We start from the raw sequence: 26,250 nt of genomic DNA, 5'->3' as shown, positions 1-26,250 counted from the left end.
AAAAGGGCCGCTTGCGCGGCCCTTCCCTCATCCGTCTGCTCCGCAGACACCTCCTCCCCCAAGGGGAGAAGGCTTCGCGCGCCGGCTCAGTTCAGCGCGACGCCCGCAGGCCGCTTCTCCTTCACGGCCGCGACCTCGCCGAGCATCAGCGAGCCCGGCCCGACGGTGACAGGCACCGTCTCGCCGTCGACGATCTCGCCGGCAAGGATGGCCTCGGCAAGAGGGTCCTGCACGAACTTCTGGATCACGCGCTTGAGCGGGCGCGCGCCATAAGCGGGGTCGTAGCCCTTGTCCGCCAGCCACTCGCGCGCCTCCTTGGACAGCTCGAGCGTGATCTTGCGGTCGGTGAGCAGCTTCGCGAGGCGGGCCATCTGGATGTCGACGATCGCGCCCATGTCCTGCCGCCGCAGGCGGTGGAACAGGATGATGTCGTCGATCCGGTTCAGGAACTCCGGCCGGAAGGCGTGGCGGACCACGCCCATGACCTCGTCGCGGACGGCATCGCTGTCCTGCCCCTCGGGCTGGTTCACCAGGAATTCCGAACCGAGGTTCGAGGTCATGATGATCAGCACGTTGCGGAAGTCGACCGTGCGGCCCTGGCCGTCGGTCAGGCGGCCGTCGTCGAGAACCTGCAGCAGGACGTTGAAGACATCCGGATGCGCCTTTTCGACTTCGTCGAAGAGCACGACCTGATAGGGCCGGCGCCGCACGGCTTCCGTCAGCGCCCCACCCTCCTCATAGCCGACATAGCCGGGAGGCGCGCCGATGAGACGAGCAACCGAATGCTTCTCCATGTATTCGGACATGTCGATCCGGACGAGCGCGCTGTCGTCGTCGAACAGGAACGCGGCCAGCGCCTTGGTAAGCTCGGTCTTGCCGACGCCCGTGGGGCCGAGGAACATGAAGGAGCCGATGGGGCGGTTCGGATCCTGCAAGCCGGCGCGGGCGCGACGGACCGCGGTCGAGACCGCTTCCACCGCCTCGCGCTGGCCGACGACGCGGGCGCCCAAAACCTCCTCCATGCGCAGCAGCTTCTCCTTCTCGCCTTCGAGCATCCGGTCGACCGGCACGCCGGTCCAGCGGCTGACGACCTGCGCGACATGGTCCGGCGTCACGGCTTCTTCGACCATGCCGGTGCTCTCGCCCTTCTCCTCGATCTCGGCCAGCCGCTTCTCGAGCTGCGGGATCTCGCCATAGGCAAGCTCGCCCGCCCGCTGGTATTCGCCCTTGCGCTGGGCCTGGGCGAGCTCGTTGCGGGCGTTGTCGAGCTTGGTCTTGATCTCAGCCGCCTGCCCGAGCTTGTCCTTCTCGGCCTTCCACTTGGTGGTGATCGCGTCGGAGCGCGCCTCCAGATCGGCCAGTTCGGATTCGAGCCGCTTCAGCCGCTCCTTCGAACCGGCATCGTTCTCCTTCTTGAGCGCCTCCTGCTCGATCTTGAGCCGCACGATCTCGCGGTCGATCGAATCCAGCTCCTCGGGCTTCGAGTCGACCTGCATACGCAGCCGCGCCGAGGCTTCGTCGACGAGGTCGATCGCCTTGTCGGGCAGGAAGCGGTCGGTGATGTAGCGGTTCGAGAGCGTCGCGGCCGAGACCAGCGCCGAGTCGCTGATGCGGACGCGGTGGTGCTGCTCGTATTTCTCCTTCAGGCCGCGCAAGATCGAGATGGTATCCTCGACCGTCGGCTCGTCGACGAAGACGGGCTGGAAGCGCCGCGCCAAAGCGGCGTCCTTCTCGACATATTTGCGATACTCGTCGAGCGTGGTCGCGCCGATGCAGTGCAGTTCGCCGCGGGCGAGCGCCGGCTTCAGCAGGTTGGACGCATCCATCGCGCCGTCGGTTTTACCGGCGCCGACGAGGGTGTGCATCTCGTCGATAAACAGGATGACGCCGCCATCCGAGGACGAAACCTCGGTCAGCACAGCCTTCAGCCGCTCCTCGAACTCGCCGCGATACTTCGCGCCGGCGATCAGCGAGCCCATGTCGAGGGCGAGCAGTTCCTTGTCCTTGAGGCTCTCGGGCACGTCGCCATTGACGATGCGCAGGGCAAGGCCCTCGGCGATGGCGGTCTTGCCGACACCGGGTTCGCCGATCAGGACGGGGTTGTTCTTGGTCCGACGCGACAGCACCTGGATGGTGCGGCGGATTTCCTCGTCACGGCCGATCACCGGATCGAGTTTGCCCTCACGCGCCGCAGCGGTCAGGTCGCGGGCATATTTCTTCAGCGCGTCATAGGCCTGCTCGGCGGACGCGGAATCGGCGGTGCGGCCCTTGCGGATCGCCTCGACGGCGGCGTTCAGCGCCTGCGGCGTCACGCCGGCCTTGGACAGGGCCTTGCCGGCCTCGGTGTCCTTCTCGATCGCGAGAGCGAGCAAAAGCCGCTCAACCGTGACGAAGCTATCGCCGGCCTTCTCGGCCGCTTTCTCGGCGGTGTCGAAGACGCGGGCCAAGCCCGGCGTCAGGTTGAGGCCGCCCGAGCCGCCCGAGACCTTCGGCAGCTTCGCCAGCGCCTGATCGACAAGCTGCAACGCGACGCGCGACTGGCCGCCGGCCCGATCGATCAGGCCCGCCGCCATGCCTTCGTTGTCATCAAGCAACGCCTTCAGCAAATGCTCGGGCGTGAACTGCTGGTGCCCCTCCCGCAACGCGATCGTCTGCGCCGCCTGAAGAAAGCCCTTCGCACGATCCGTATATTTTTCAATGTTCATTCACATCACTCCGCCCGCGGAACGCGCCCCGTGGCGACGTGCTCCGCTGCCCTTTCATCAAGATGGGGCGCCACAATAAGCCGCCCCTCGCTCTCCAACATAGTGTGACATTGGCGCAACGGAAGAGGTGGCGAGCCACAATTGACCTGACGCAAGCGCCAGGCACAGATCGGGCATGGCCGGGACCAAGCGACAGCAGGCGATTCGTCGGGCGTTGAGGGCGATTGCGCCTGGCATCCCGCTCTCCGACGCTGAGGCTGTAGTCACACTGGCCGAGCGGCGGCACATGAAGGACCTGCCGCCTTCGACCGCGCTCTGGCTCGCGCTCGGCAGCCATGTCCGCCACGTCCATACCGACTACGAACGCCTGCTGTCCGAAGGCTATGACCGCGACGCCGCCCGCTTCTTCGTCGCCGATGAGACCGACGCCGTGCTCGCCGGCTGGGGCTGCCAACGCTCGGTCAGCGACGGCGAAGACGACTAATGCAGCGTCGGCTATGCCCAAAACCGGTTCCCATGCCGGCGGATTGATCGAAACGGATACAAGATTTGATCTGTCAGGACGGCGTGGCAAGGCTATGGTCCGCCATCTTTTGCCTGCTCAGGTCGGACCATGCGCATCGAAACGCTCTATCGCTACCCTGTGAAAGGCCTCTCGCCGGAGCCGCTTCAGCGCGCCGACCTGCCCACCGAAGGCTATTTTCCCGGCGACCGGTTGTTCGCCATCGAGAACGGCCTTTCCGGCTTCGACCCGGCCGAACCGGTGCATCAGCCGAAGATCAAATACCTGATGCTGATGCGCAACGAGTCGCTGGCCCGGCTGCGCAGCCGCTATGACGATGCGAGCGGAGATCTCGTCATCCACGAGGGAGGCCGGGAAGTGCTGCGTGCAGCGACCGCCAGTGATGACGGCAGGGCAGCGATCACGCGCTTCTTCGAGGGCTTCATGCCCGACGAGCTGCGCGGCGAACCGAAACTGCTGACGGCGCCCTCGACCTATCGCTTCACCGATTCCCGTTCCGGCTTCGTCTCGATCATCAATCTCGCCAGCGTTGCCGATCTCGAAAGACGCCTCGGGCGGCCAGTCGATCCGTTGCGCTTCCGCGGCAATCTGATGGTGAGCGGTCTCGAGCCCTGGGCAGAGAACGAGTTGGTTGGCCGCGATCTCGACGGGCCGGATGGCCTGCGGCTGCATGTGATCAAGCGGATCGAGCGCTGCGCGGCGACCAATGTCGACCCGGAGACCGGCGCGCGCGACATGCAGATCCCGAAGGCGCTGATGCAGAACTACGGCCATGTCGATTGCGGCATCTATTGCCGCATCGTCGCCGGCGGGAGCCTACAGGCAGGCGACGTGCTGACGCCGGCGGAAGCGACGGTCGAACTCGGCATCGCCTGAGAGCGCAGACCAATAAAAAAGGGCCCTTGCGGGCCCTTTTTCAAAGCTGTCAGCAAGCTCCGCCACTCACTCGGCGGAACCATCCGTCTCAGAACCCAACGCGTCCATGACCTCGCGCGGCGAGCGGCGACGGCGGGTGCGCTTAGGCGCCGCCTCCGCAGCGACTTCCGCAGCCGCCTCAACCGGAGCCGCCACCGGCTCGGCCGGGGCTGCCTCGACGGGCTCCGGCGCCGAGACGCGCACGGGGTTGGTCAGGAAGGACGGCAGGGCCGCGGCGACATCCTCGCCCGCATCCGCCTCGATCTCGCGCTCGCGGCGCGGACGACGCTCGCGCTGGGGACGCTCGGCCCGCTCGAAGCGGCGCTCGCCCTGAGCCTGCTCGGAAGCAACCTCGGCCGAGCCCTCGCCGGCGACCGGGATATCGGAACGCGGCGCGTCGGGACGCGGTGCGTAGCCGCCCGGAGCGCCCTGATCGCCTTCCGCATTCCGATCGAAACGGCGCTCGCCGCGGTCCTGGCGGTCGAAGCGGCGGTCGTTGTTGAAACGCTCGCGGCGATTCTGGCGATCGAAGCGCTGGCCGCCTTGCTGCGGGCCCTCGCCGCCCTCGCCCTCAGCCCGCTGGCCGCCATGGCCGTTGTAGCCGTTGGGGCCGACATAGCCGTTCTGCCCACGAATCTCGGGCTGCGGCCCGGTGCCGGGCTGGAAGGACATGGCCTCCTCGTCGCCCTCCTCGTCACCCTCATCCGCATCCTCGACGAAAGCGCGGTTCGGCGGGAAGGAATGGCCGAACTGCTGGGCCATCTGCTCCTGCGCCGCTAGCAGGATGCGATAATAATGCTCGGCATACTGGAAATAGCTCTCGGCCGCGACCGTATCCCCAGAAGACTGGGCGTCGCGCGCAAGCTGCAGATATTTCTCGGCGACATTCTGCGCCGTGCCCCGGACCTTTACGTCCGGACCGTTGGATTCGTAGCTACGTTGCAGCGGATTTGGAGATTTGCGATTGCCGTTGTTGTTGCCGTTATTGTTACGGCCGCGCATACGCCGGTTCTGACCTGGTCTCATTCGCGTCTGTCTCGCGCTTCTGTGCTCAAAGCAACCGTGGTGCCGTCATACGCGTTGCGACACACAGCGGGTTGCGACGCTGTGCCGGACTGAGTTGACCCGAAGGGGCGATACGCCGTTTCTGGTCTTCACGCGCTCTTTTCCAAAACGGGGCTCCGCCCCAAAAGGGGCCTCAACCCCATGAGCCGATCGGCGCCACGCGCCTTCGGGGCTCCACCCGGCTTGTCAGCTGCATCGCCTCAGGAACATGCCTGCAAACGATGCCGAACTCGAGCAAATCCTGCAAAAACGGAAACTGCCCTGAGGCCCGGCTCTGACGCCACCAGCTTCGGCTGAATGCTGCATAGCGGCTTTTGACTGCTTCTCCAAGCGAAATCAACCAAAAGCCTGTGCATTTCAGGCGAGCGCGAAGATCAACGCCCGCTCGTGCCCTCCCAGATCGTTCCGGCTGCCGCGGAATTCAAGCCCACCGGCGCGCATCAGCGCGATGACGTCGGGGCCCTGCCCGGCACCGATCTCAAAGACGACCAGGCCGCCGGGTGCCAGCAAAGCGGGCAAGGACCGAGCAAGGATGCGATAGGGCCCCAACCCGTCTTCACCACCATCGAGCGCCAGCAACGGGTCATGCTCTCGCACTTCGACGGACAGACCGGCGATCTCTGACGAGGGGATATAGGGCGGGTTGGACAGGATCAAGTCGAAGCCGCCGCCCAGCCCTTCCGTCCAGTTGCCTCGCCGGAAGTTCGCGCGCTCGGCCACTCCGTTCAGCTCAGCGTTGCCGGCCGCCGTGACGATAGCGTCTTCCGACAGATCGATCCCGATGCCGGTCGCCAGCGGCAGCTCGCTCAGCAGCGCGATCAGCAAGCAGCCGGTGCCGGTTCCGAGATCGAGCAGCTTCAGGGCCTCGCCCCGGCGATCGGCCAGTTCCCTCAAGGCGGCTTCGACGATGGTCTCGCTGTCCGGCCGCGGCTCAAGCGTGGCGGGCGAAAGCCGAAATGCGAGGCCCCAGAATTCGCGTTCGCCGAGAATGCGCCAGACGGGCTCGCCCGATATCCGCCGCAGCGCAAAGTCGCGCAGCCTGGCAAGCCCCTCCGGCGGCAAAGCCATGTCGGGATCCGGATTCTCGACTCCCAGGCTTCCCTCGACAAGGAGGCGGGCGTCGAGCCCTGCACTCTGAGAGCCAGACTGGATCAGGCGCCGCGCAAGGAAACGCCGCGCTTCCCTGACGGTCGGCACGGCGCCCTCCCCTGACCAATCGATCGCCGAAGCGCTCGGGTTCGCGCGGTCGATCAGCTGTTGCCCTGCATCTTCTGGTCGATGCACAGCTTCATCTTGGTATTGATCGAGGCCTTGCTCTCGCGCGCGCCCTTCATCTCCATCTGGCAGGCCTTGCGCGCCTGCGACTGGGTCATTGCCCCCTGCAAGGCCGCGGGCGGACCCGAGGTGACTTTCCGAAGCGCCTTCTCTTGCGCCTGCGAGACTCCGCTCATCGCCAGCGCCATCAGGCCGGCCATCGCTACCGTGGACATCGTCTTGATCATGGGAGGATCCCCCCTTTGCTGGTGTCAACACACCACCAACGTGGAGGGGGCGATTTGGTTTCATCGCCACGGACTTACGCCGCTCCTTCCTCTGCCAGGAGCTTTGCCTGATGCTCGGCGGTCAGGGCATCGACGATCTCGTCGAGCACCAAGCCCTGCATCATTTCGTCGAGCTTATAGAGCGTCAAGTTGATCCGATGGTCGGTGACGCGACCTTGCGGGAAATTATAGGTGCGGATGCGCTCCGAGCGATCGCCCGAGCCGACCTGCGAACGCCGGTCCGCTGAGCGCTCGGCATCGATGCGCAGGCGCTCCATGTCGTAGAGCTTGGCGCGCAGCAGTTCATAGGCCCTGGCCTTGTTCTTGTGCTGAGAGCGCTCGTCCTGAACCAGCACGACCGTATTTGTCGGAATATGGGTGAGGCGCACCGCCGATTCCGTCTTGTTGACGTGCTGCCCCCCGGCGCCGCCGGAGCGCAGCGTGTCGACCCGGATATCGCCATCGTTCAGCACGACGTCGACATCACTCGCGAGCGGCAGGGTCGCGACCGTTGCAGCGGAGGTATGGATGCGCCCGCTCGCCTCGGTATCCGGCACGCGCTGGACACGGTGAACGCCGGATTCGAATTTGAGCCGGGCATAGACGCCGCGGCCGTTGATCTCGGCGATGGCTTCCTTGTAACCGCCGACGGTTCCCTCGCTTTCCGAAAGCATGTCGACGCTCCAGCCCTTCTGGGCGGCATAGCGCTGATACATGCGCAGCAGATCACCGGCGAAGAGCGAAGCTTCGTCCCCCCCGGTTCCCGCCCGGATTTCAATGATGACGCCGCGCTCGTCGGCGGCGTCCTTCGGCAGCAGCGCGATCAGGATCTCGCGGCCACGCACTTCGATCTCGGCGCGGGCGGCATCGCGCTCCTCATAGGCGAGATCGCGGAATTCCGGGTCGGTAGCGGGATCTGCGATCAGGCCCTCCGCCTCCTCCAGCGAGACCTGAGCCTGGCGCCAGGACGCGATCGCTGCAACGACGGGATCGAGCTCCGAGAGTTCCTTCGCCAGTTCGACGGTTCGGACCGGATCGCTCGCATGGTTGATCTCGTCCATCGCGGCGGCATGACGCGCCACGATGGTGTCGAGACGATCCTGGGGAAGCTGAAGGGACATTGGATAACTCTGCGAATGACGAGAAGGCCGGGTGTGCGAGCGAGCGTCGCTAGACCGGGACCTTGAATTCAGCCGCGAAGGCGGCGAGGTGCGGGCGCAGGCTGGCGGCTCCTTCCGGCGAGGCGAGCATCCAGTCCATGCGTTCGCGGAGCTTGCGGACGTCGAGCGCACGCAGCATCGCCTTGACCGGGCCGACCGAGGCGGCCGACATCGAGAAACCGCGATAACCCAGACCGATCAACGCCATCGTCTCGAGCGGCTTGCCACCCATCTCGCCGCAGACCGTCACCGGGCAGTCGGTTTCCGACGCCGCATCGATGATCCGGCGCAGCGCCCTCAAGGCCCCGACACCGAGCGGATCGAAGCGATCCGCCACGCGCTTGTTCTCGCGGTCGGCGGCAAAGAGGAACTGCATCAGGTCGTTCGTGCCGATCGAGAGGAAATCGGCCTCGCGGGCGATTTCCGGCAGCTCGAACAGAAGCGAAGGCACTTCCACCATCACCCCGACGCGCAGATCATGCGGCGGAGCGACGCCCTGTTTCTCCAGCATTGCCTGCTCGCGGCGGATGATCATGCGGGCGCGGCGGAACTCGTCGGTCGTCGCGACCATCGGCAGCATGATCTTGAGATCGCGCCCGGCTCCGGCACGCAGCATCGCGCGCAACTGCGCCCTGAGCAGGCGGGGCTTGTCGAGCCCGATGCGAATCGCCCGCCAGCCGAGCGCCGGATTCTCCTCCTCGACCCGCTCCATATAGGGCAACACCTTGTCGCCGCCGATATCGAGGGTGCGGAAGGTTACGGAGCGCTCGCCAGCCGCATCCAGCACCGCCGTATAGAGCGCCTGCTGCTCGGCGGTGGTCGGCATATGCTGTGCCACCATGAACTGGAGCTCGGTGCGGAACAGGCCGATGCCGGACGCCGCCGTCGCCTCGATGTTCGGCATGTCGACGATCAGGCCGGCATTGATCTGCAGCGTGATCGCGACGCCATCCCTGGTCGCCGCCGGCAGCTCCTTGAGCTTCTCGTACTGCTTCTGCTTGCGGGCACGCAGCCGGGCCTTGTCCTTGTAGGCGTTCTCGACATCCGGCTGCGGGCGGATCTGCACCTCGCCCGCCTGGCCGTCGACGATGATGGCGTCTCCCGCCTGGACGAGCGCAGTCGCATTCGCGACCTCTCCGACTGCGGGAATGCCGAGCGCGCGGGCAACGATGGCGATGTGACTGGTCGGGCCGCCTTCTTCCAGGACGAGGCCGCGCAGATGCGCGCGCTCATAGTCGAGCAGAGCGGCCGGCCCCATGGAGCGCGCGACGAGGATCGCGTTCTCGGGCAATTGCTCATGCGCAACGCCATTGGCCTTGCCCAGCAGGGTGCGCAGCAGCCGGTTGGCGAGATCGTCCAGGTCATGCAGCCGTTCCCGCAGATAGGGGTCGGTCTGGCGCAGCATCTTCGCGCGGGTGTCGGACTGGACGCGCTCCACTGCCGCCTCGGCAGTCAGACCGGTCATCACGACTTCGCGCATCCGGCGCAGCCAGCCCTGGTCATGGGCGAACATGCGGAAGGTTTCGAGAACGTCGCGATGCTCGCCGGTGTGAGCGACGTCGCCCCGCTCGATCAGTTCGTCGATCGATGCGCGCATCTCGCCGATCGCGGCTTCGAGGCGGCCGACCTCCGCAGCCGGATTCTCGGCAATGAGGTTGCTGATGGCGACGCGGGGCTCATGCAGCACCGCATGGCCAAGCCCGACGCCGTCAGCCAGGATCACGCCGACACTGTGGATCGGCCGGTCGAGACCGATGGAGGCCCCGGGCGCTGCCAGCGACTTCAACCCGCCGGCCGCGATCATCTCCGCCATCAGCATGGCGGTGGTCTGGAGGCTCTCGACCTCCTCTTCGGAATAGATGCGCGAGGCGCGGTTCTGGATGACGAGCACGCCCATCACGGCGCCGCCACGCAGGATCGGCACGCCGAGGAAGGAGCGATAAACCTCTTCGCCCGTCTCGGGCCGGTAGGAGAAGGAGGGATGCGCCTGCGCATCCGAAAGCGCCAACGGCTCAGCCTCGCTCGCGATCAGACCGACGAGGCCTTCGCCCGCGCGCATGGTCGTGAGGTGAACCGCCTCCCGGTTGAGGCCCTCGGTGGCGTAAAGCTCGAGCGAGCCGTCCTCGCGCAGAACGTAGACGGAGCAGACTTCCGCGACGAGGTTGCCGGCGATCAGGACGACGAGCCGATCGAGCCGCTCCTGCGGGCTGATCGATGCGGCCATGACCTCGCGGAGGCGGCGCAACAGAACGCCCGGTCCTCCGAGAGCACCTCGCATCGATCTCAGCCCTCCGCCCGCCTCCTCAGCCATCGACGATACGATGCCTGTCCGACCCGAGTCGCCCAACCCGGCCATGCTGCCTTCTAGCGACCAAAGACCTTATTCGGCAAGGGCTGTGAACAGGCCTTGGAACATCCCCCCAAGATTTCGACCGTCTTCGTCGCGATTGAGCCAAGGTCTCATGGTCGAACCACCGCCAGATGAGACGCCGCGAGGGCCTCCGGCTTCCGCGGTGATTCTTTCGAGACCTTGCGGCTCTTGCCATCCTGGGACGGCCGCTTCGTGATGACGGCGGTCCGCGCAGGGCGCCGGGTCCCGGTCCTCGGTTTCTCGCGCTCGGCTTCCACGCCCGGCACGCCAGCACGGCCCGTCAATGCGTCGAGATATCTCTGCGTCCACCAATCGATGTCCGCAGCGGCGATCGTAGTGTAAAGCGCCTCGAAGCGGCGGATGCGCTCGGTCTTGGGCATAGCGAGCGCGGTGCGGATCGCGTCCGCCACCTCATGGGCATCATAGGGATTGACGATCAGCGCCTCGCGCATCTGCTGGGCGGCGCCGGCGAAGCGCGAGAGGACGAGGACACCCGGATCCGCGGGATTCTGGGCCGCGACATATTCCTTGGCGACGAGGTTCATCCCGTCCCGCATCGGGGTGACGAGCCCAACCTCCGCGCGGCGATAGAAGCCGGCGAGCGCATTGCGGGAATATGCCTTTTTCACCACCCGGATCGGCGTCCAGTCGAACTCGCCGAGCTGGGCGTTCAGCCTGCCCGCAACCTCGTCGGAAAGGCGGTCCAGCTCGGCATATTCGGGCACGTCGCTGCGCGAAGGCGGGGCGATCTGCAGGAGGCTCACCTTGCCGCGATGCTCGGGATGGCTGCGCAGGAACTCTCCGAACGCCTCGAGACGCTGTACGATACCCTTCGAATAGTCGAGCCGATCGACGCCGACGACGAGCTTGCGCTCACCGAGCGATTCCCGCGTGGCCCGCAGCGGTGTCGGCGCCTGACGCGTCGAGGCCGTGGCGAGGCGGCGGAACCCCTCGACGTCGATGCCGATCGGGAAGGCCTGCACCTCAGTCTCGCGCGTACCGACGCGCACGCGCTGCCCGTCGCGGCGCCCGCCGCACAGCGCCTCCAGCCCACCGATCAGGTTGCGGACATCGAGCTCCGTCTGCATCCCGACCAGATCATAGGCGGCGATGGTGCGGATCAGTGTCCCGCTGAACGGCAAGGCCCCGATCACATCGGCCGAGGGCCACGGGATATGGTGGAAATAGCCGATGCGGTTGGTCACACCGCGCCGGCGCAGTTCCGCCGCCAGCGGGATCAGATGATAGTCGTGGATCCAGATGACGTCGTCGAGCTGGATGAGACTCGCCAGCGCCCGGGCGAAGCGGCGATTGACGCCGAGATAGCCCATATAGTCGCTGCGCTGAAAATCGGTCAGCCCGAGCCGGTAGTGCATCAGCGGCCAGAGAGCCCGGTTCGAAAAGCCGAGATAATAGCTCTGCCGCTCGGCTTCGCTGAGGTCGGTCACGGCATAGGTCACGTTGCCGCGCTGGATCTGCCGGATGTCATGGACCGCGGCGTCGCTGATGCCGCCGCTCCAGCCGAACCAGAGGCCACCATGCTGCTCGAGCGCCTCGCGCAGCGCCACCGCCAGCCCGCCCGCCGTCGCCTTTTCCTGACGATCGGGGATGGTGACGCGGTTCGAAACGACGATGAGACGCATAGCGACGAATTTCTCCAGGAGGGCCGCCCGATTTTTGCCATCGGCGGCAGGAACAGAACGCCCAGGCAAGCGTAATGTTTCCGGGGTGCAGCGCTGGCCGCATGGCGAAGCGGTGGCGGAGCTGCGATGAAATCGTGATCGCCACTATCGGGCGAACAGTAAAATGAGACAACCCCGATGACGATTTTTCCGCGCTGGTAGCCGCGCGCCGGCCATGAGAAAGGATTGCCAGCGAGGACAGCCGTTCTTCTGCCGTCTTCCCTGCCCAAATAGAAAGCGATGACGACATTGATCGAACCGGAAACTGTCCACAGCGCTCGTGATATCGCTACGGAGGCGGAGCAGATCGCGCTGTTCCTCGACTTCGACGGAACACTGGTCGAGATCGCGCCCTCCCCCGAGGACGTCCAGCTCGACCGGCGCGTCGCCCCGGCGCTGGAAAGCCTGCGCAGCCAGCTTGGCGGGGCGCTGGCCCTGGTCTCGGGGCGCCCGATCGCCTTTCTCGACGAGATGCTGGCACCTTACCGCTTCGACATCGCCGGGTTGCACGGCGCCCAGATTCGGATGGGGGGCGAGCTGCGCTCGCAGTCCGCCCCCCCCGAACATATGCGCGAGACGTTGCGGGACCTCGCGCGCTTCGCCAACAGCCATGTCGGCATCATCGTCGAGGACAAGCGGATTTCGGCAGCGCTGCACTGGCGGCTTGCGCCCGAGCTCAAGGACGAGGCGCTGGATCTGATGCGAAAGGCCGCTGCGAAGCTTGGGCCCGGCGTGCGCCTCCAGGAGGGCAAGTCCGTCGCTGAGCTGGTTCCGGCCGGCGCGAGCAAGGGCGGCGCCATCGCCTGGCTGATGGCGACACCGGCCTATGCCGGCCACCGCCCCGTCTTCATCGGCGACGACATCACCGACGAGGATGGCTTCGAGACGGTCAACGCCATGGGTGGGCTTTCGATCCGCATCGGCGCGGATCGAGAGAGCCTGGCGACGATCCGCCTCGCCTCGCCGACCGCCTTGCGGCATATCCTGCTCGAAGCCGCCGAGAATGGCGGCCTGACCGCCTCCAGTTTTTCCCAGAACTAAGGGCCTAGCCATGAGCGTAACGACCACGGCTGCGGGGCAGCACTCCGCCTCGCTCGACCTCGGCGTGATCGGCAATTGCTCGATCGCCGCGCTCATCGACCGGCGCGCCCGCATCGTCTGGGGCTGCTTCCCGCGTTTCGACCGCGATCCGGTGTTCTGCTCGCTGATCAACAACAAGGCCGATGACGGCAATGATGAGCTCGACAAGGGCTTCTTCGCCATCGAGCTCGTCGGCATGACGCGCTGCGAGCAGGGCTATCTCGACAACACCGCGATCCTCTCCTCCGTGCTGTCGGACGATCAGGGCAACGCCATCGAGATTCTCGATTTCGCGCCGCGCTTCGTGCGCTACGAGCGTTTTTTCCGTCCGCCGCAGCTCGTGCGCCGCGTGCGCCGCATCTCGGGCCGTCCGCGCATCCGCGTCCTGCTCAAGCCCTGCCTCGGCATCGGAGAAGAGCCCGACGAGATCACCCGCGGCTCCAACCACATGCGCTTCGTCGGCGCCGACCAGACGATCCGGCTGACGACGAATGCGCCGATCTCCTACGTGATGGAGAGCACGCCGTTCGCCGTGGATCAGACCTATTCCTTCGTCATTGGCTCGGACGAGGCGCTGCGCGCGGAAATCGAAACGGCATCACGCGAATTCCTCGACAAGACGACCGATTACTGGCGCGACTGGGTGCGCTCGCTCTCGATCCCGTTCGAGTACCAGAAAGAGGTGATCCGCGCGGCGATCACGCTCAAGCTCTGCTCCTTCGAGGAGACCGGGGCCATCGTCGCCGCACTGACCACCTCGATTCCGGAGGCGCCTGGCACACAACGTAACTGGGACTATCGCTATTGCTGGCTGCGCGACGCCTATTTCGTCGTCCATGCGCTGAACCGGCTCGGCACGACGCGGACGATGGAGGATTATCTCGGCTTCATCACCAATATCGTCGACACCTTCTCGGAGAGCGGCGCCGAGCACCTGCCGCCGCTCTACCCGATCACGCGCGGCGGCACGCTGATCGAGTTCGAGGCCACGAACCTTTCAGGCTATCGCGGGCACCAGCCGGTGCGCTTCGGCAACGGCGCGGCGGTGCAGATCCAGAACGACGGCTACGGCGCGGTTGTGCTGGCGGCGACGCATTCCTTCTTCGACCGTCGCCTGATCCAGCCCGGCAAGGATACGCTGTTCAGCCAGCTCGAACGGATGGGCGAGCTGGCGATCTCCGTGTTCGACAAGCCCGATGCCGGCCCCTGGGAGCTGCGCGAGAAGGAAGCCGTGCACTCCTTCTCCAGCGTGATGTGCTGGGCCGCCTGTGACAGGCTCGCCCGCATCGCCGGCACGCTCGGGCGCGCCGATCGCAAGGAATACTGGAAGGGCGAGGCGAAGCGGCTCAAAACCATCATCGCCGAGCAGATCTGGAACGGCGAGAAAGGTCATTTCGTCTCGACCTTCAACGGTCAGGAACTCGACGCGACGCTGCTGCTCCTCGCCGAGATCGGCTTCGTCAAGCCGGATGACGCCCGATTCATTGCCACCGTCGAGGCGATTGGCCGCGACCTGAAGCGCGGCGACCTGCTGCTGCGCTACGCGGTACAGGACGATTTCGGCTACATGCACACCGGCTTCCTGATCTGCGCCTTCTGGTATGTCGATGCGCTGAACGCGATCGGGCGCAGCGAGGAGGCCAAGGAGCTGTTCGAGCGCATCCTGAAGCGGCGCAACAGCTTCGGCCTGCTTTCGGAGGATGCCGACCTCGAAACCGGCGAGCTCTGGGGCAATTTCCCGCAGACCTATTCGATGGTCGGGCTGATCAACTGCGCGATGCGCCTCAGCCGCGACTGGGAAGAGGCGTTCTGAGCCATGCTTCAGCGGGGCGAACCGAAACGGAACGCGATCGGGATCACACCGTAGACCATCGCCAGCACCATCGGCGGCACTGCCAGGGCCGTGACGCCGAGCGTCGGCCACCCCTGTGTCAGCGGCGCGAGCAAAGCCAGCAGGAGATTGATGGCGCCATAGGCGCCGGCAGTCGCAACCGCCAGGAAGCGCAGGCGTGCCGCAAGGCGCGAGAAGGAAGAAGGCGTGCCCATGTGATGGCCTTGTTCATAACGAAACGGACCGTTTCGATTGGTTGATCTAAACGGCCCGTTTCGTTATGTCAAGGAGAGACCGCGAAGCGACAAGGACGGGATTGCAATGGAACCGCACCTGAAGCGGCGTGCCTCGATCGGCGCGCGGCGCAGCCCCGAGACGGAGGCGGCCGTGAAGGCGGCAGCGCGGGATCTGCTGGCGGAGAAGGGCTATGCCGGCTTCTCGATCGAGGAGGTTGCCCGCCGTGCCGGCGCCGGCAAGCCGACGATCTACCGCTGGTGGCCGAACAAGGCCGATCTGTTCATTGACGTCTACGGCGCGGAAAAGGACGCCGCGATCCCCGTGCCCGACGAGGGCTCATTGCGCGCCGACCTTCTGCGCTACACCAGGGATCTCTGGCGGTTCTGGCGCGAGGATACGGCGGGGCGCGTCTTCCGGGGTTTGATCGCCGAGGCTCAGAGCAGCGAAAGCGCACTCGCCGCGCTGCGCTTCAAGTTCATGCCGGAGAGGCTGGCGGCGCCACGGCAGATGTTCGTGCGCGCCGCCGAGCGCGGCGAGTTCGCGCCTGAGGAGATCGACGACCGGCTCGAGCTCTGGGTCGGCTTCAACTGGCTGCATGTGCTGACCGACCGGCTGAGCGAGGACGAGCCTTCGCTCAGCCGCAAGATCGATCTGCTCTGCCGCTGACCGCTCTCAGCCGACCTTCGCGGCAGCGCGCATCACGGCAAGCGCCAGCACCTGCGCCGCCGGGACCAGGCTCTCGACCTCCAGGAACTCGTCCGGCGTATGGGCCATGCCGCCGATCGGCCCGACGCTGCACAAGGTCGGAGTGCCCTGCGCGGCGGTGAAGCCTGAATCGGCGCAACCGCCGGTGAATTCCGCGGTCACCCCGATGCCGAAAGCGCCCGCGGCCTCGCGATAGACGTCGTAGAGCACGGCCGATTCCGATGAACGCTCCAGCGGCAGGAATTCGCCCTTGATCGAGAGCACGGCGCTGGTGCCCGGCACCTGCGGCGCCTCGACGATCGCCGTGATCTTGCCGACCATCTCGTCGCGCTGGGCAGCGGTGACATAGCGCAGATCGATCTCGCACCAGGCGTGCGGGGCGATGGTGTTGACGGTCTGGCCACCGCCGATCAGCCCGACATTGACGGTGATGCCCTTCTCCAGATCGGTGAGGCCCTGGAGCTGCGGGATCTTGTGGCCGAGATCGACGATGGCCGAGGCGCCCTTCTCATAGTTCGCGCCGGAATGGGCGGGTTTGCCGGTGAATTCGGCGCGCATGAAGACGCCGCCCTTGCGGCCGCTGGTGACCGACTGCTTGTGGTCCCTGGCGAAATCGGTTCCGGCAGGCAGCCGGCTGGGCTCGGCATTGAAGACGCAGCGCGACTCGCGCGCCGCTTCCTCGATCACCGGCCGGGAGGACGGTGAGCCGATCTCCTCATCGCTGGTCGTCAGCATCATGAGCGGCGAGGTCAGGCCGCCGCATTCTGAAAACGCCGCGGCGACGAAGGCCGAGATCACGATGCCGCCCTTCATGTCGGCGACGCCCGGCCCATAGGCACGCGCGCCCTTGATCGTGAACGGCCTGCGCGTCGGTTCGCCCTGCGGGAAGACGGTATCGCGATGGCCGAGCAGCAGCACGGGTCGCTGGTCATTGGCTGTCGGATTGCGCAGGCGCGCCTTGACGGCATCGCCGAAGCGGGCGTCCGGCAAAACCTCGACGTCGAGCCCATTCGCCTTGTGGAAGCGCGCGACGACCTCTCCTGCCCGGTCGACGCCGGCCTTGTCGTAGGAGCCCGAGTCGGTATCGACCAGTTCGCGCAACAGCGCGACCATGCCTTCCTTGCGGCTCGCCAGCCACTCCGTGACCTTCTGCTCCTCGGGGGTCAAAGCGCTCATCGGCTCACTCGCATTCGTTCCGGATGGGACAATGCCGGGCAGCTTATAGGCTGGGCCTTTCGCGGCAACGGCAAACCACAGCGGAGATCCCATTCACCGCGCGCATGCCAGCCGGCGCCGCCTAGACGGGCTCAATCGGCCCATTCGGGATCTGTGGTGAAAACGATGGTGAGCCAGCGGTCAGGCGTATCGTCGCCGATCGCCTCGCCGATCTCATCGCGGATGCGGTCCCATTCCTCCAGCTTCTTCGCCGGCCCGTCCTTGGGCACGATGAAATAGAGCTCGATCTGCCGTCCGCGGCCGACCCGCGCGACATAGGATCGGTAGGTGGCAAAGCCGTAGCGACGGACGATGTCCTCCGCGACGTTGTCGGCATGGCGCTTCAGATCGGCCGGCGTTACCAGCAGAATGTCGGCGAGGGCCTGCTTGATCGTTCCGATCGGCATGGGGATCACGACGATGCAGACCAGCGCCAGCGCGACCGGATCGACATAGGGCAGCATCCAGGCGAACCGAGTCCCCTGGATCGCGTAACCGAAGACGAAGGCGACGAGCAGCGCGCCGCTGAGGCCGCCGGACATCGCCCAGGCCTTGGCATCCAGCGCGACGAAGTTCGAATGGAGGTCCCGGTTGGCCCGCTTGCCGTAGATCGCCATGGCGAAGGCGATCAGCATCGTCAGCACCGCATAGACGATGGCGTAATCGAAGGCGAGATGCCGCCCACCGGCCATGATGCTGCCGATTGCGTTGATCAGCGCATAGATCCCTGCTCCCGTCAGGAGGATGCCGTTAAGGCCGAGGACCATTGGTTCCAGGTGCCAGAAGCCCATGGTGAAGTGCTTGACCAGCCTGCCGCCGACAGCGCCGTCAGCCGTCGAGGACGTAATCAGATTGGCGACCAGCAGCGCGACGATCGTCATGGTCGCGTCCGTCAGAGCGTAGACGCCGTCGAAGACGATCGCGAAGGAGCCGGAGAGGAGGCCGAAGGCAATGCCCGCCGCTGCGAGGAGGAAGGTGACGGCGATCGAGACGCGCAGAACGTTTTGCTCTGTGTTCACGGAGTTGGCCCTTCGCTCCGCCGCCCTCCCCGGACGCTACAGGCCGGGCGGCCGAAATGCCATTCCCCCACATTGGGCGTGAGGCCGTGCCGCCTAATAAAAAAGGCCCGCCTGCGAGGCAGACGGGCCTTTTCCTATCTCGCGAAGGATCAGCCGATCACTCGGCCGCTTCCTGCGGCGTGTTCTCGGTCACCGAGATCGCCGGCCGGGCCCGGCCGTCGGATTTGGCGAGCGCGCGGCGCACGCCGTTGCCGTAATCCGGGTGGACCTTGTCGAAATGCGCCAGTTGGCGCTCCTCGATCTCCTGCGGGATGCCCCCCATCGCCGCGGCGATGTTGGAGAAGAGGCGCTCCCTCTGGCCGGCATCGAACAGGTTGAACAGCGCACGCGGCTGGCCGTAGTCGTCATTGCCGATGCGGTGGTTATAGCGATCGGCATCGCCCGAGATCTTCAGCGGCGGCTCCTTGGCCGCGGGCTGCTCGACCGGGCCATTGAAGGAATTGGGCTCGTAGTAGGCGTTCGGATGACCGGTGCGGATGCCGCCATAGGTGTTCATCTGGCCGTCGCGGTGATAGTGGTGCACCGGGCATTTCGGCTGGTTGACCGGGATGTTCTCGTAATGCGTGCCGAGCCGGTGGCGATGGGCGTCGGCATAGGAGAAGATGCGGGCCTGCAGCATCTTGTCAGGCGAATAGCTGATGCCAGGCACGATGTTCGACGGCGAGAAGGCGGCGTTCTCGATCTCGGCGAAATAGTTCTCCGCGTTGCGGTTGAGCTCCATCACGCCGATGTCGATCGGCGGATAATCCGCATGCGGCCAGACCTTGGTGAGGTCGAAGGGGTTGTAGGGGGTCTTCTCGGCGTCCAGCTCGGGCATGATCTGGACCTGCACCTTCCACTTCGGGAACTCCCCGCGCTCCAGTGCATTGAACAGGTCTTCCTGCGTGGACTCACGCGTCCTGCCGATGACCTTCTCCGCTTCCTCATTGGTCCAGTGCTTGTGGCCCTGCATGGTCTTGAAGTGGAACTTCACCCAGTAGCGCTCGCCATTGTCGTTCCAGAAGGAATAGGTGTGCGAGCCGTAACCATTGATGTGGCGAACATCGGTCGGCAGGCCGCGATCCGACATCAGGATGGTGACCTGATGCAGGCTTTCCGGCGAGAGCGACCAGAAATCCCACATCGCGGTGGGCGAGCGCATATTGGTTTTGGGATGGCGCTTCTGGGTGTGGATGAAGTCGGGGAACTTGACCGGGTCACGCACGAAGAAGACCGGTGTATTGTTGCCTACGAGATCCCAGTTGCCTTCCGGGGTGTAGAACTTGATGGCGAAGCCGCGCACGTCGCGCTCGGCGTCGGCGGCGCCCATTTCACCCGCCACCGTCGAGAAGCGCAGGATCAGCGGGGTCTCGGTGCCAGGCTGGAGCGCCTTGGCCTTGGTGTATTTCGAAATGTCGCCGGTGATCTTCAGCGTGCCATGGGCGCCCCAGCCCTTGGCGTGGACGACGCGCTCCGGGATACGCTCGCGGTTCTGGTGAGCCAGCTTCTCGATCAGCTGATAATCCTGCAGGAGGACCGGGCCGCGTTCGCCGGCAGTGATCGAATTTTGGTTGTCCGGGATCGGCGCTCCGGCCGTGGTCGTCATCGCGACGCCGGTCTGCGGGTTCTTCGGATCGTTGGCTGACATGGCTCATTCCCTCCTGAACGGTCGACCGCCCGCGTGACGGGCACGGCCGGTTTGGAATTGGAGGAAGTAACAGCGCCATGTGACGACAATGTCCAATACCGTTTACGGCAGGGCACGATAAGTTTATCAAATCGACATGGTCACACTGAAGCAGCTCCGCTATTTCGTCGCCCTCGCCCGGCACCGTCATTTCGGCCGCGCCGCGCAGGAATGCCATGTCAGCCAGCCCGCCTTGTCACTGCAGATCCAGGAGTTCGAGGCCTTTCTGGGCTGTCAGCTGGTCGAGCGACGGCGCGGCGCAGTCGCCTTGACCGAGATGGGCGCCGAGATCGCCGAGCGCGGCCGCCGCATACTGCTGGAGACCAGCGATCTCGTCGACCACGCCCGCCACCGTCGCGGCCTCCTTGGCGGCGAGCTGGACCTGGGCGTCATTCCCTCGATCGCGCCCTATCTGCTGCCGACGACCCTGCCGCTGCTGCAGCGGCGCTTCCCGGCGCTGGATTTGAGGCTGCGAGAGACGCAGACCGCGACGCTGCTGGAGGAACTGATCGAAGGGCAACTCGACGTCGCCCTGCTGTCATTGCCGATCGAACGCGCGGGAATCGAGACCCTGCCGCTGTTCGACGACCCTTTCCTGCTCGCCGTCCCCGCCGAAACGCAACAGAATGCCCCGCCCTTCCGGCCCGACGCCCCGTTCGCGGGCGAGAACCTGCTGCTGCTCGAGGAAGGCCATTGCCTCCGTGACCAGGCGCTGAGCTTCTGCCGCACCACCGCGGGCGGCTCGCGTCGGCAATATGGCGCCTCCAGTCTCTCCACGATCATGCAGATGGTCGCCAACGGCTTCGGCACCACGCTGATGCCTGCGATGGCGCTGCCGATCGAATTCAGACCGGACATGCCGGTGCGGCTCTTCCGCTTCGCCGCACCGGTGCCGAGCCGCTCGATCGGCCTCGCCTGGCGCCGAACCTCGCCCCGCAAGGCTGATTTCGAGGCACTCGGTGCCGTTCTCACGGAAATCGGCGAAGCCCTGACGGCAAATCGCCTCCCTGCGGCCGAGCCGGGAGCGATCAACCTCGCGGCCGCCCAGCCGGAACGTCAGACGAGGCCGGCGTACCAGGCTAGGACATAGACGACGGTGCCCACCGCCATCGGCACTAGCGGATTGAGCTTCGAGCGATAGGTCACCGCGGCCGTTGCAGCCGTGATCACGAAGCCGAAAAGCCCGGCGTCGGCTGCCAGCGTCGCGACGGCACCGCTCGCGAGCATCAGGCCGAGCGCGATCGGCACCAGGGCGAGCGTCACGATCCGAACGATGCTGTTGTCGCTGAAGCGTTGCAGGCCACGGCTGCAGGCGAGCGCCAGCACGGAGGACGGCAGCAGCATCGCCGCGGTGGCGACGAGCAGGCCGCCCGTCCCGGCGACATGCCAGCCGACGATGCTGGCGAGCATCACGTTCGGCCCCGGCGCGGACTGGGCGATGGCGAAGAGGCGGGCGAAGGTCGGCGCGTCCATCCAGCCGAGAATGTCGACGATCTGGCGGTGGACCTCCGGCACCACGGCGTTGGCGCCGCCGATCGCCATCAGCGAGATCGTGCCGAAGGTGACGATCAACTGGCCGAAGATGCCGCGCTCCATCAGACCCGCCGCGCTCCCAGAGAGGCGGCGGCCAGGCCGAGCGGCACGAGCACCAGCAGGGTCGGCAGCATGGGCAGCCGCAGCACGCCAACCGCCGCGAAAGCGGCCATGGCCATGATCCAGGCCCAGCGAGCAAGGCCGGCCTTTGCGAGCAGCCGTGCGGCTGTGCCGAGGATCAGCCCGGCTGCGCTGGCAGCAGCGCCCGTCAGCGCGACCTGCGCCAGCGGATGGTCGGAAACCGCGTTATAGATGTTCGCGATCGCAACGAGCGCGAGCAGCGGCATCGCCATCAGGGCGAAGACGCAGGTCAAAGCACCGGCCGCGCCGCGAAAGCGGTCTCCGAGCATGACGGCGGCGTTGACGGTATTTGCGCCCGGCAGCGCCTGGCAGATGCCCATCAGCTCGGCATAGCCGCGATCGTCGAGCCAGTTGCGCTCGGCGACGATGATATGGCGCGCCACGGGGCCGACGCCGCCGAAACCCATCATCCCGATCTTGAGAAAACCGGTGAACAGGGCCGGCAGGGAAGGCGGAGGCGCGTCCGTCGCGGTTTCGAGGGCTGACATCGACGATTGCTAGCGCCGCGCTTCCATCGCCATGCGCAAGGCGAAGCCGGCGAGCACAGTGCCCATCAGCCAGCGCTGGACCAGCGACCAGAACGGACGCGTGCGCAGGAAGAGCGCGATGCTGCCCGCCGCCGTCGCGATCAGAGCGTTGACGCTGCCGCTGATCGCGATCTGGATGAAGCCGAGCACGACCGACTGGGCCAGCACATCGCCGGCGGCCGGGTCGATGAACTGCGGCAGCAGCGCGAGATAGAACATCGCGATCTTGGGATTGAGGAGGCTGGTCAGGAAGCCCATGGCGAAGAGCTTGCGCGGCCCGTCATGGGGCAGGTCGCGGATGTGAAAGGGCGAGCGCCCGCCCGGCCGCACCGCCTGCCAGGCCAGCCAGAGCAGATAGGCAGCACCGCCCAGCCTGAGCGCGTCATAGGCATAGGGCACGGCGAAGAGCAGCGCCGTGATGCCGAAGGCGGCGCAGAACATGTAGACGAAGAAGCCGAGGATGACGCCGCCGAGCGAGATCAGCCCCGCTCCCCTGCCCTGCGCGATCGAGCGCGAGATCAGGTAGATCATGTTGGGTCCGGGCGTCAGCACCATGCCCAGCGCGATCAGGGCGAAGGTCACGAGGGTGGTCGTCTCGGGCATGGCTCAGCGCTCCGCGGAACTCAGCGCTTGGACCATGGAACAGGGTAGCCGGCAATCGCATTGCCGCGGGAGCCGCCATGCAAGCCTTCGATGCGTCCGCGGCGGCCCCGGAGGCACAGGAACGGAACCGGCCGCCTCAACGGCGGTTGTCGCCAGCAAGCGGATTGGGGGGAGACATGACGCTGTTCAGCCGGCTGCTCTACACCATCATCGCCTTCGCGCTGCTCGGCGCCTCGATCATCCTGATAGGGGTCGCGGTCTGGCGGACGTCGCACGGCTTCTGGACCGGCGACGGCGCGCTCGACACCATGCTCGACGCGATCGGCCTGGTGATCATCGCGGTGGCGGTCGCCGATGTCGGCAAGTTCCTGTTCGAGGAAGAGGTGGTGGCCGATCGCGAGATGCGCCGGCCCGCCGAGGCACGGGGATCGCTGACCAAGTTCATGTCGATCATGATCGTGGCGCTCTCGCTGGAGTCTTTGGTGCTGATCGCCAAGACGTCGCGCGAGACGATGCGAGACCTCGTCTATCCCGGCCTCCTGATGTTGCTGGCAGTGCTCGCGCTGGTGGGTCTCGGCCTCTTCCAGAAGCTCAGCCAGAACGCGACGGCGTCGGTTCCGCCGGAGCATGAGGAGGATGAGGAAGGCGCGAAAGACAGGCGACCAAAGGGACATGCGGGCATACCCTCCTCCGTCGCAGGCGAAGGATAAGCGGTCGCCTCGCGTCATTCTCGGGCGCCGCGAAGCAGTGACCCGAGAATCTCCGGCAGCAAGAGCACTGGAGCTTCTTTCGGCAGGAGATGCTCGGGGCAAGCCCGAGCATGACAGCGGTTGCCCTCACCGCGTCTCGTCGACCAGGAAGAGATCGGTATCGTCGGGCCTCGCACCGGCCGCCGTGAGCATGGCGTGAATCTGGCCGCGATGGTGGGTCTGGTGGTTAAAGAAATGGGCGATCACGAAGGCACGCGGCTTGCCCATCTCGCGGCCGGCTGCGCCGGAATACCAGATCAGCGTGCCGCGCAGCCAATCGGCCTCGACGCTCTCCGCCCAGTCGAGAATGGCTTGGTCGCGCAAGCGGCGGCGCGCGCAGAACTGCGCCCAGTCCTCGAAATAAACCGCCGAATCGCGGCCGCCGACTGACGGCTTCTCGCTGCCCGTGAGACGGCTGAGCCAGATCTCGTCACCCCAGAGAATATGGTTGAAGGTGCCGTGGATCGACTTGAAGAAGGCGCCGCGATCGAGCTTGCGCGCCTCGTCTGTCAGCCCGTCCGCCGCTTCCATCAGGCTGCGGTTTTGCCAGGCATTGTAGCGGGCCATGGTCCGGACATAGGCGGGATCGACCATGGTGGCGGCCTCCTCGTCAGATGACGTTGGCCTCCTTGAGCGGCCTGCCCGTAACGATGCGCTCGTGACCGAGATCGGCAAGGTCGAGCGAGCGATAGCGGCCATGCGCGATATGCTCGGCGAGCCCACGGCCAACTGCCGGCGACTGCTGCAGGCCGTGGCCGGAGAAGCCGTTGGCGAGATACAGATTGGGCACTCCGACCGCCGGGCCGACGATGGCGTTATGGTCGAGCCCGCACATGTCGTAAGGACCGGCCCAGGCGCGGCCGGGCTTGATCTGCTCGAAGGCCGGTATGCGGTGGGCGAGCGCCGGCCAGACGACCTCCTCGAAGAAGCCCCAATCGACGTCCTCGGCGGAAGGATCAGTCTCGATCCATTCGACATCCTGCTCGGGCGTCAGCGGCGAACAGCTGCCGATGAAGAGCTGGCCCTCCGCCGTGCGCTTGCCCTCCTGCCGGCACCAGGCGCCGGTGGTGTCGATCAGCAGCGGGCAGCCATCGACATCACCCTTGCAGGTGAAGGTGAAGACGTAGCGCTTCATCGACTTCACCGGGATGTCTATGCCCGCCGTCGCCGCCAGCTTTGCGCCATGCGTCCCGCTAGCATTGACCACGGCGCCGCAGGCGATGCGGCTGCCATCGGCGAGTTCGACAGCGGTCACCCGGCCACCCTCGGTAACGTAACCCGCGACCTCGCCCTGCTGGTACTCGACGCCGAGGCTGCGCGCCTTCTTGCGGAAGGCCTGGAGTAACGCCCAGCCGTCGAACCAACCCTCGCCGCTGACACCAAAGGTGCCGCAGGCGAGATCCTCGGTATTGAGCCAGGGGAAGCGCTGCTTCAGCGCGGCCGGGTCATAGAGGGCGATATCGGCGCCTTCAGCCGCCTGCAGCTTCTGGTTGGCGGCAAGGACCGGCGCGCCGGCGTCGCTCGCGAGATAGAGATAGCCGCCTTCATGCAGGTCGATCGCCGGCACTTCGCCATCAACCGCGAGATGTGCGCCGATATTGCGCAGGAAATCGACGCCGAAGAGCGAGATGCGGATATTCACCGCGCTGGAGAATTGCTGGCGGATCGAGGCGGCGGAGAGCGCGGAGGCGGAGAAGCGATAGGTCGGGTCCTTCTCGATCACCACGACCTTGCCGGTGAAGCCGGGATCGGCGGCGAGATGATAGGCGACGGAGGAGCCGATCGCGGCGCCCCCGCAAATCACGACATCGGCGGTTTCGGAGACGGACGACATGGCGGCCCTCGCGCGACGGTTCGGCTCAAGAGCCGGGTTGGTGAATTCCGCGCATGAATGACGCGACCGGAGCCGCTTGTCGAGAGGGTCAGGGTGCGGGCGCGCACTCCGCCAGCAGCCAATCGCGGAAGGCGGCGACGGCCGGCAGCCCCGCCTTCTCCTCGGGATAGACGAGATAATAGCCTTCCTGCCCGACCAGGGAGCGGTCGACCGGGATGACGAGCGCGCCCGAGCGCAATTCCTCCTCGACCAGGAAGCGCGGCACGATGGCGAGGCCCAGGCCCGCCACCGCCGCTTGCGAAACCATGGCGAATTGCTCGAAGCGCGGCCCCATCAGCGCCCGCTGCGGCGGCAGGCCCTGCTGTTCCAGCCAGTTGGCCCAGGCGCGCGGTCGTGTCGATTGCTGCAATAGCGGCGCTTTAAGCATATCGGCGGCCTCTGCAAGGCCGAAGCGCGCGACAAGGGCGGGCGAAGCGACCGGCACGATCTCCTCGCCCATCAGCCGGTGCAGCCGGGCACCGGGCCAGACCGGGTCGCCGAAATGGATGGCGGCATCGAGCGGCTCGCGCGTGAAGTCGAAGGGCACGAGCTTGGTAGCGAAATTAATGGTGATGCCGGGATGGGCTTCGATAAAGCGCGGCAGACGCGGAATCAGCCAGCGGGTGCCGAAAGTCGGGAGGATGGCGAGGTTGAGCACGCCGGCCGCGCCCCGAAAAGCCATCGTCGAGACGGTGGCGGCGGCGAGCCGCGACAGCCCCTCGCGCACCTCCGCGGCATAGGCCGCGCCCGCGGCGGTGAGGCTGACGCGCTTCTTGATGCGCTCGAACAGGCTGACGCCAAGCGCCCCTTCGAGATGGGCAACCTGCCGGCTGACGGCTCCTTGCGTCAGATTCAGCTCCTCGGCCGCGCGGGTGAAGCTGCCATGCCGGGCCGCCGCCTCGAAGGCCGCGAGCGCGGACAGCGATGGCACCGTAAGGCGGCCGGGGATCAGAACATCGTCCATGATTAGAACTCACCAAGTGGTGAGAACATATCGGTTGCCCCAGCGATAGGAAAGGGGGCATTCTCCGCGACCAAAGGGCGACCAC

The 26,250-nt window shown here is 66.0% G+C and carries 24 protein-coding genes; 7 read left to right on the top strand and 17 right to left on the bottom strand.

The genetic code is table 11. The features are described 5' to 3' along the window. Positions 1 to 86: 86 nt before the first annotated feature. On the bottom strand, positions 87 to 2,705 hold the full coding sequence (clpB, locus tag AB4Z16_RS07745) for an ATP-dependent chaperone ClpB (protein WP_441510761.1): 2,619 nt from the start codon (positions 2,703 to 2,705) through the stop codon (positions 87 to 89). 175 nt (positions 2,706 to 2,880) lie between these two features. Between clpB and AB4Z16_RS07740 the strand changes: the two genes are divergently transcribed. Together AB4Z16_RS07740 and AB4Z16_RS07735 are read left to right on the top strand one after the other, a co-directional pair. Then, positions 2,881 to 3,189 carry a DUF2293 domain-containing protein gene (locus AB4Z16_RS07740; RefSeq protein WP_441510760.1) on the top strand — a complete coding sequence of 103 codons (309 nt, stop codon included), beginning with the start codon at positions 2,881 to 2,883 and terminating at the stop codon, positions 3,187 to 3,189. A gap of 129 nt (positions 3,190 to 3,318) precedes the next feature. Beyond that, on the top strand, positions 3,319 to 4,104 hold the full coding sequence (locus AB4Z16_RS07735; protein WP_441510759.1) for an MOSC domain-containing protein: 786 nt from the start codon (positions 3,319 to 3,321) through the stop codon (positions 4,102 to 4,104). A 66-nt stretch (positions 4,105 to 4,170) separates the two neighbouring features. On the opposite strand, the gene AB4Z16_RS07730 is transcribed toward AB4Z16_RS07735, so the two are convergent. The 6 genes from AB4Z16_RS07730 to otsA form a co-directional block, all read right to left on the bottom strand. After that, positions 4,171 to 5,145: a DUF4167 domain-containing protein gene (locus AB4Z16_RS07730; protein ID WP_441510758.1), complete on the bottom strand. Its 975-nt coding sequence runs from the start codon at positions 5,143 to 5,145 to the stop codon at positions 4,171 to 4,173. 420 nt (positions 5,146 to 5,565) lie between these two features. Further along, entirely contained in the window at positions 5,566 to 6,405 is an 840-nt protein-coding gene (gene prmC / locus AB4Z16_RS07725; RefSeq protein ID WP_441510757.1) for a peptide chain release factor N(5)-glutamine methyltransferase, read from the bottom strand. Between the two features lie 53 nt (positions 6,406 to 6,458). Further along, positions 6,459 to 6,710: a hypothetical protein gene (locus tag AB4Z16_RS07720; protein WP_441510756.1), complete on the bottom strand. Its 252-nt coding sequence runs from the start codon at positions 6,708 to 6,710 to the stop codon at positions 6,459 to 6,461. A 74-nt stretch (positions 6,711 to 6,784) separates the two neighbouring features. Continuing rightward, on the bottom strand, positions 6,785 to 7,870 hold the full coding sequence (gene prfA / locus AB4Z16_RS07715; protein ID WP_441510755.1) for a peptide chain release factor 1: 1,086 nt from the start codon (positions 7,868 to 7,870) through the stop codon (positions 6,785 to 6,787). A 49-nt stretch (positions 7,871 to 7,919) separates the two neighbouring features. Then, positions 7,920 to 10,187, bottom strand: a complete 2,268-nt coding sequence (gene ptsP, locus AB4Z16_RS07710; protein WP_441510754.1) for a phosphoenolpyruvate--protein phosphotransferase — start codon at positions 10,185 to 10,187, stop codon at positions 7,920 to 7,922. 182 nt (positions 10,188 to 10,369) lie between these two features. After that, a complete protein-coding gene (gene otsA / locus AB4Z16_RS07705; RefSeq protein ID WP_441510753.1) occupies positions 10,370 to 11,923 on the bottom strand; it encodes an alpha,alpha-trehalose-phosphate synthase (UDP-forming) in 1,554 nt (517 codons plus the stop codon). A gap of 279 nt (positions 11,924 to 12,202) precedes the next feature. On the opposite strand from otsA, the gene otsB reads away from it, so the two are divergent. Together otsB and AB4Z16_RS07695 are read left to right on the top strand one after the other, a co-directional pair. Then, on the top strand, positions 12,203 to 13,003 hold the full coding sequence (gene otsB, locus AB4Z16_RS07700; RefSeq protein WP_441510752.1) for a trehalose-phosphatase: 801 nt from the start codon (positions 12,203 to 12,205) through the stop codon (positions 13,001 to 13,003). A gap of 10 nt (positions 13,004 to 13,013) precedes the next feature. After that, positions 13,014 to 14,855, top strand: a complete 1,842-nt coding sequence (locus AB4Z16_RS07695; protein WP_441510751.1) for a glycoside hydrolase family 15 protein — start codon at positions 13,014 to 13,016, stop codon at positions 14,853 to 14,855. A gap of 8 nt (positions 14,856 to 14,863) precedes the next feature. On the opposite strand, the gene AB4Z16_RS07690 is transcribed toward AB4Z16_RS07695, so the two are convergent. After that, positions 14,864 to 15,088 carry a hypothetical protein gene (locus AB4Z16_RS07690; protein WP_441510750.1) on the bottom strand — a complete coding sequence of 75 codons (225 nt, stop codon included), beginning with the start codon at positions 15,086 to 15,088 and terminating at the stop codon, positions 14,864 to 14,866. A gap of 106 nt (positions 15,089 to 15,194) precedes the next feature. Between AB4Z16_RS07690 and AB4Z16_RS07685 the strand changes: the two genes are divergently transcribed. Then, entirely contained in the window at positions 15,195 to 15,776 is a 582-nt protein-coding gene (locus tag AB4Z16_RS07685) for a TetR/AcrR family transcriptional regulator (protein ID WP_441510749.1), read from the top strand. 6 nt (positions 15,777 to 15,782) lie between these two features. On the opposite strand, the gene AB4Z16_RS07680 is transcribed toward AB4Z16_RS07685, so the two are convergent. From AB4Z16_RS07680 to katA, 3 genes are all read right to left on the bottom strand, one after another. Next, positions 15,783 to 16,991 (bottom strand): M20 family metallopeptidase, encoded by a 1,209-nt coding sequence (locus AB4Z16_RS07680; RefSeq protein WP_441510748.1) that lies wholly within the window; start codon positions 16,989 to 16,991, stop codon positions 15,783 to 15,785. A gap of 131 nt (positions 16,992 to 17,122) precedes the next feature. Next, positions 17,123 to 18,049, bottom strand: coding sequence for a cation diffusion facilitator family transporter (locus AB4Z16_RS07675; protein WP_441510747.1), 927 nt, complete (start codon positions 18,047 to 18,049; stop codon positions 17,123 to 17,125). 157 nt (positions 18,050 to 18,206) lie between these two features. After that, the gene (gene katA / locus AB4Z16_RS07670; protein ID WP_441511182.1) at positions 18,207 to 19,694 is read right to left on the bottom strand and encodes a catalase KatA; all 1,488 of its coding nucleotides are present in this window, start codon (positions 19,692 to 19,694) and stop codon (positions 18,207 to 18,209) included. Between the two features lie 178 nt (positions 19,695 to 19,872). Here katA and AB4Z16_RS07665 point away from each other — a divergent pair, with 178 nt between their 5' ends. Continuing rightward, the gene (locus AB4Z16_RS07665) at positions 19,873 to 20,865 is read left to right on the top strand and encodes a hydrogen peroxide-inducible genes activator (protein ID WP_441510746.1); all 993 of its coding nucleotides are present in this window, start codon (positions 19,873 to 19,875) and stop codon (positions 20,863 to 20,865) included. Here AB4Z16_RS07665 and AB4Z16_RS07660 read toward each other — a convergent pair. The 3 genes from AB4Z16_RS07660 to AB4Z16_RS07650 are packed head-to-tail and all read right to left on the bottom strand — an operon-like array spanning position 20,832 to position 22,579. Further along, entirely contained in the window at positions 20,832 to 21,371 is a 540-nt protein-coding gene (locus AB4Z16_RS07660) for a chromate transporter (RefSeq protein WP_441510745.1), read from the bottom strand. The two genes, AB4Z16_RS07665 and AB4Z16_RS07660, sit on opposite strands and share 34 nt — an antisense overlap. After that, positions 21,371 to 21,937 carry a chromate transporter gene (locus AB4Z16_RS07655; protein ID WP_441510744.1) on the bottom strand — a complete coding sequence of 189 codons (567 nt, stop codon included), beginning with the start codon at positions 21,935 to 21,937 and terminating at the stop codon, positions 21,371 to 21,373. Before AB4Z16_RS07655 ends, AB4Z16_RS07660 begins: the two co-directional genes overlap by 1 nt. Positions 21,938 to 21,946: 9 nt before the next feature. Next, complete coding sequence (locus tag AB4Z16_RS07650) at positions 21,947 to 22,579, bottom strand: LysE family translocator (RefSeq protein WP_441510743.1); 633 nt, start codon at positions 22,577 to 22,579, stop codon at positions 21,947 to 21,949. A gap of 176 nt (positions 22,580 to 22,755) precedes the next feature. Here AB4Z16_RS07650 and AB4Z16_RS07645 point away from each other — a divergent pair, with 176 nt between their 5' ends. After that, positions 22,756 to 23,289 carry a GNAT family acetyltransferase gene (locus AB4Z16_RS07645; RefSeq protein ID WP_441510742.1) on the top strand — a complete coding sequence of 178 codons (534 nt, stop codon included), beginning with the start codon at positions 22,756 to 22,758 and terminating at the stop codon, positions 23,287 to 23,289. A 126-nt stretch (positions 23,290 to 23,415) separates the two neighbouring features. Here AB4Z16_RS07645 and AB4Z16_RS07640 read toward each other — a convergent pair whose 3' ends face one another. From AB4Z16_RS07640 to AB4Z16_RS07630, 3 genes are all read right to left on the bottom strand, one after another. Beyond that, positions 23,416 to 23,922 carry a DinB family protein gene (locus AB4Z16_RS07640; protein WP_441510741.1) on the bottom strand — a complete coding sequence of 169 codons (507 nt, stop codon included), beginning with the start codon at positions 23,920 to 23,922 and terminating at the stop codon, positions 23,416 to 23,418. 16 nt (positions 23,923 to 23,938) lie between these two features. Then, on the bottom strand, positions 23,939 to 25,162 hold the full coding sequence (locus AB4Z16_RS07635) for an NAD(P)/FAD-dependent oxidoreductase (RefSeq protein ID WP_441510740.1): 1,224 nt from the start codon (positions 25,160 to 25,162) through the stop codon (positions 23,939 to 23,941). A gap of 88 nt (positions 25,163 to 25,250) precedes the next feature. After that, positions 25,251 to 26,165 (bottom strand): LysR family transcriptional regulator, encoded by a 915-nt coding sequence (locus AB4Z16_RS07630; protein WP_441510739.1) that lies wholly within the window; start codon positions 26,163 to 26,165, stop codon positions 25,251 to 25,253. Positions 26,166 to 26,250: the final 85 nt, after the last annotated feature.

This window comes from Allobosea sp. TAF32 (assembly GCF_052113585.1).
Lineage (GTDB): Bacteria > Pseudomonadota > Alphaproteobacteria > Rhizobiales > Beijerinckiaceae > Allobosea.
Note: the sequence above shows the minus strand (reverse complement) of the source record. Positions and strands in the feature narration are given on the sequence as shown.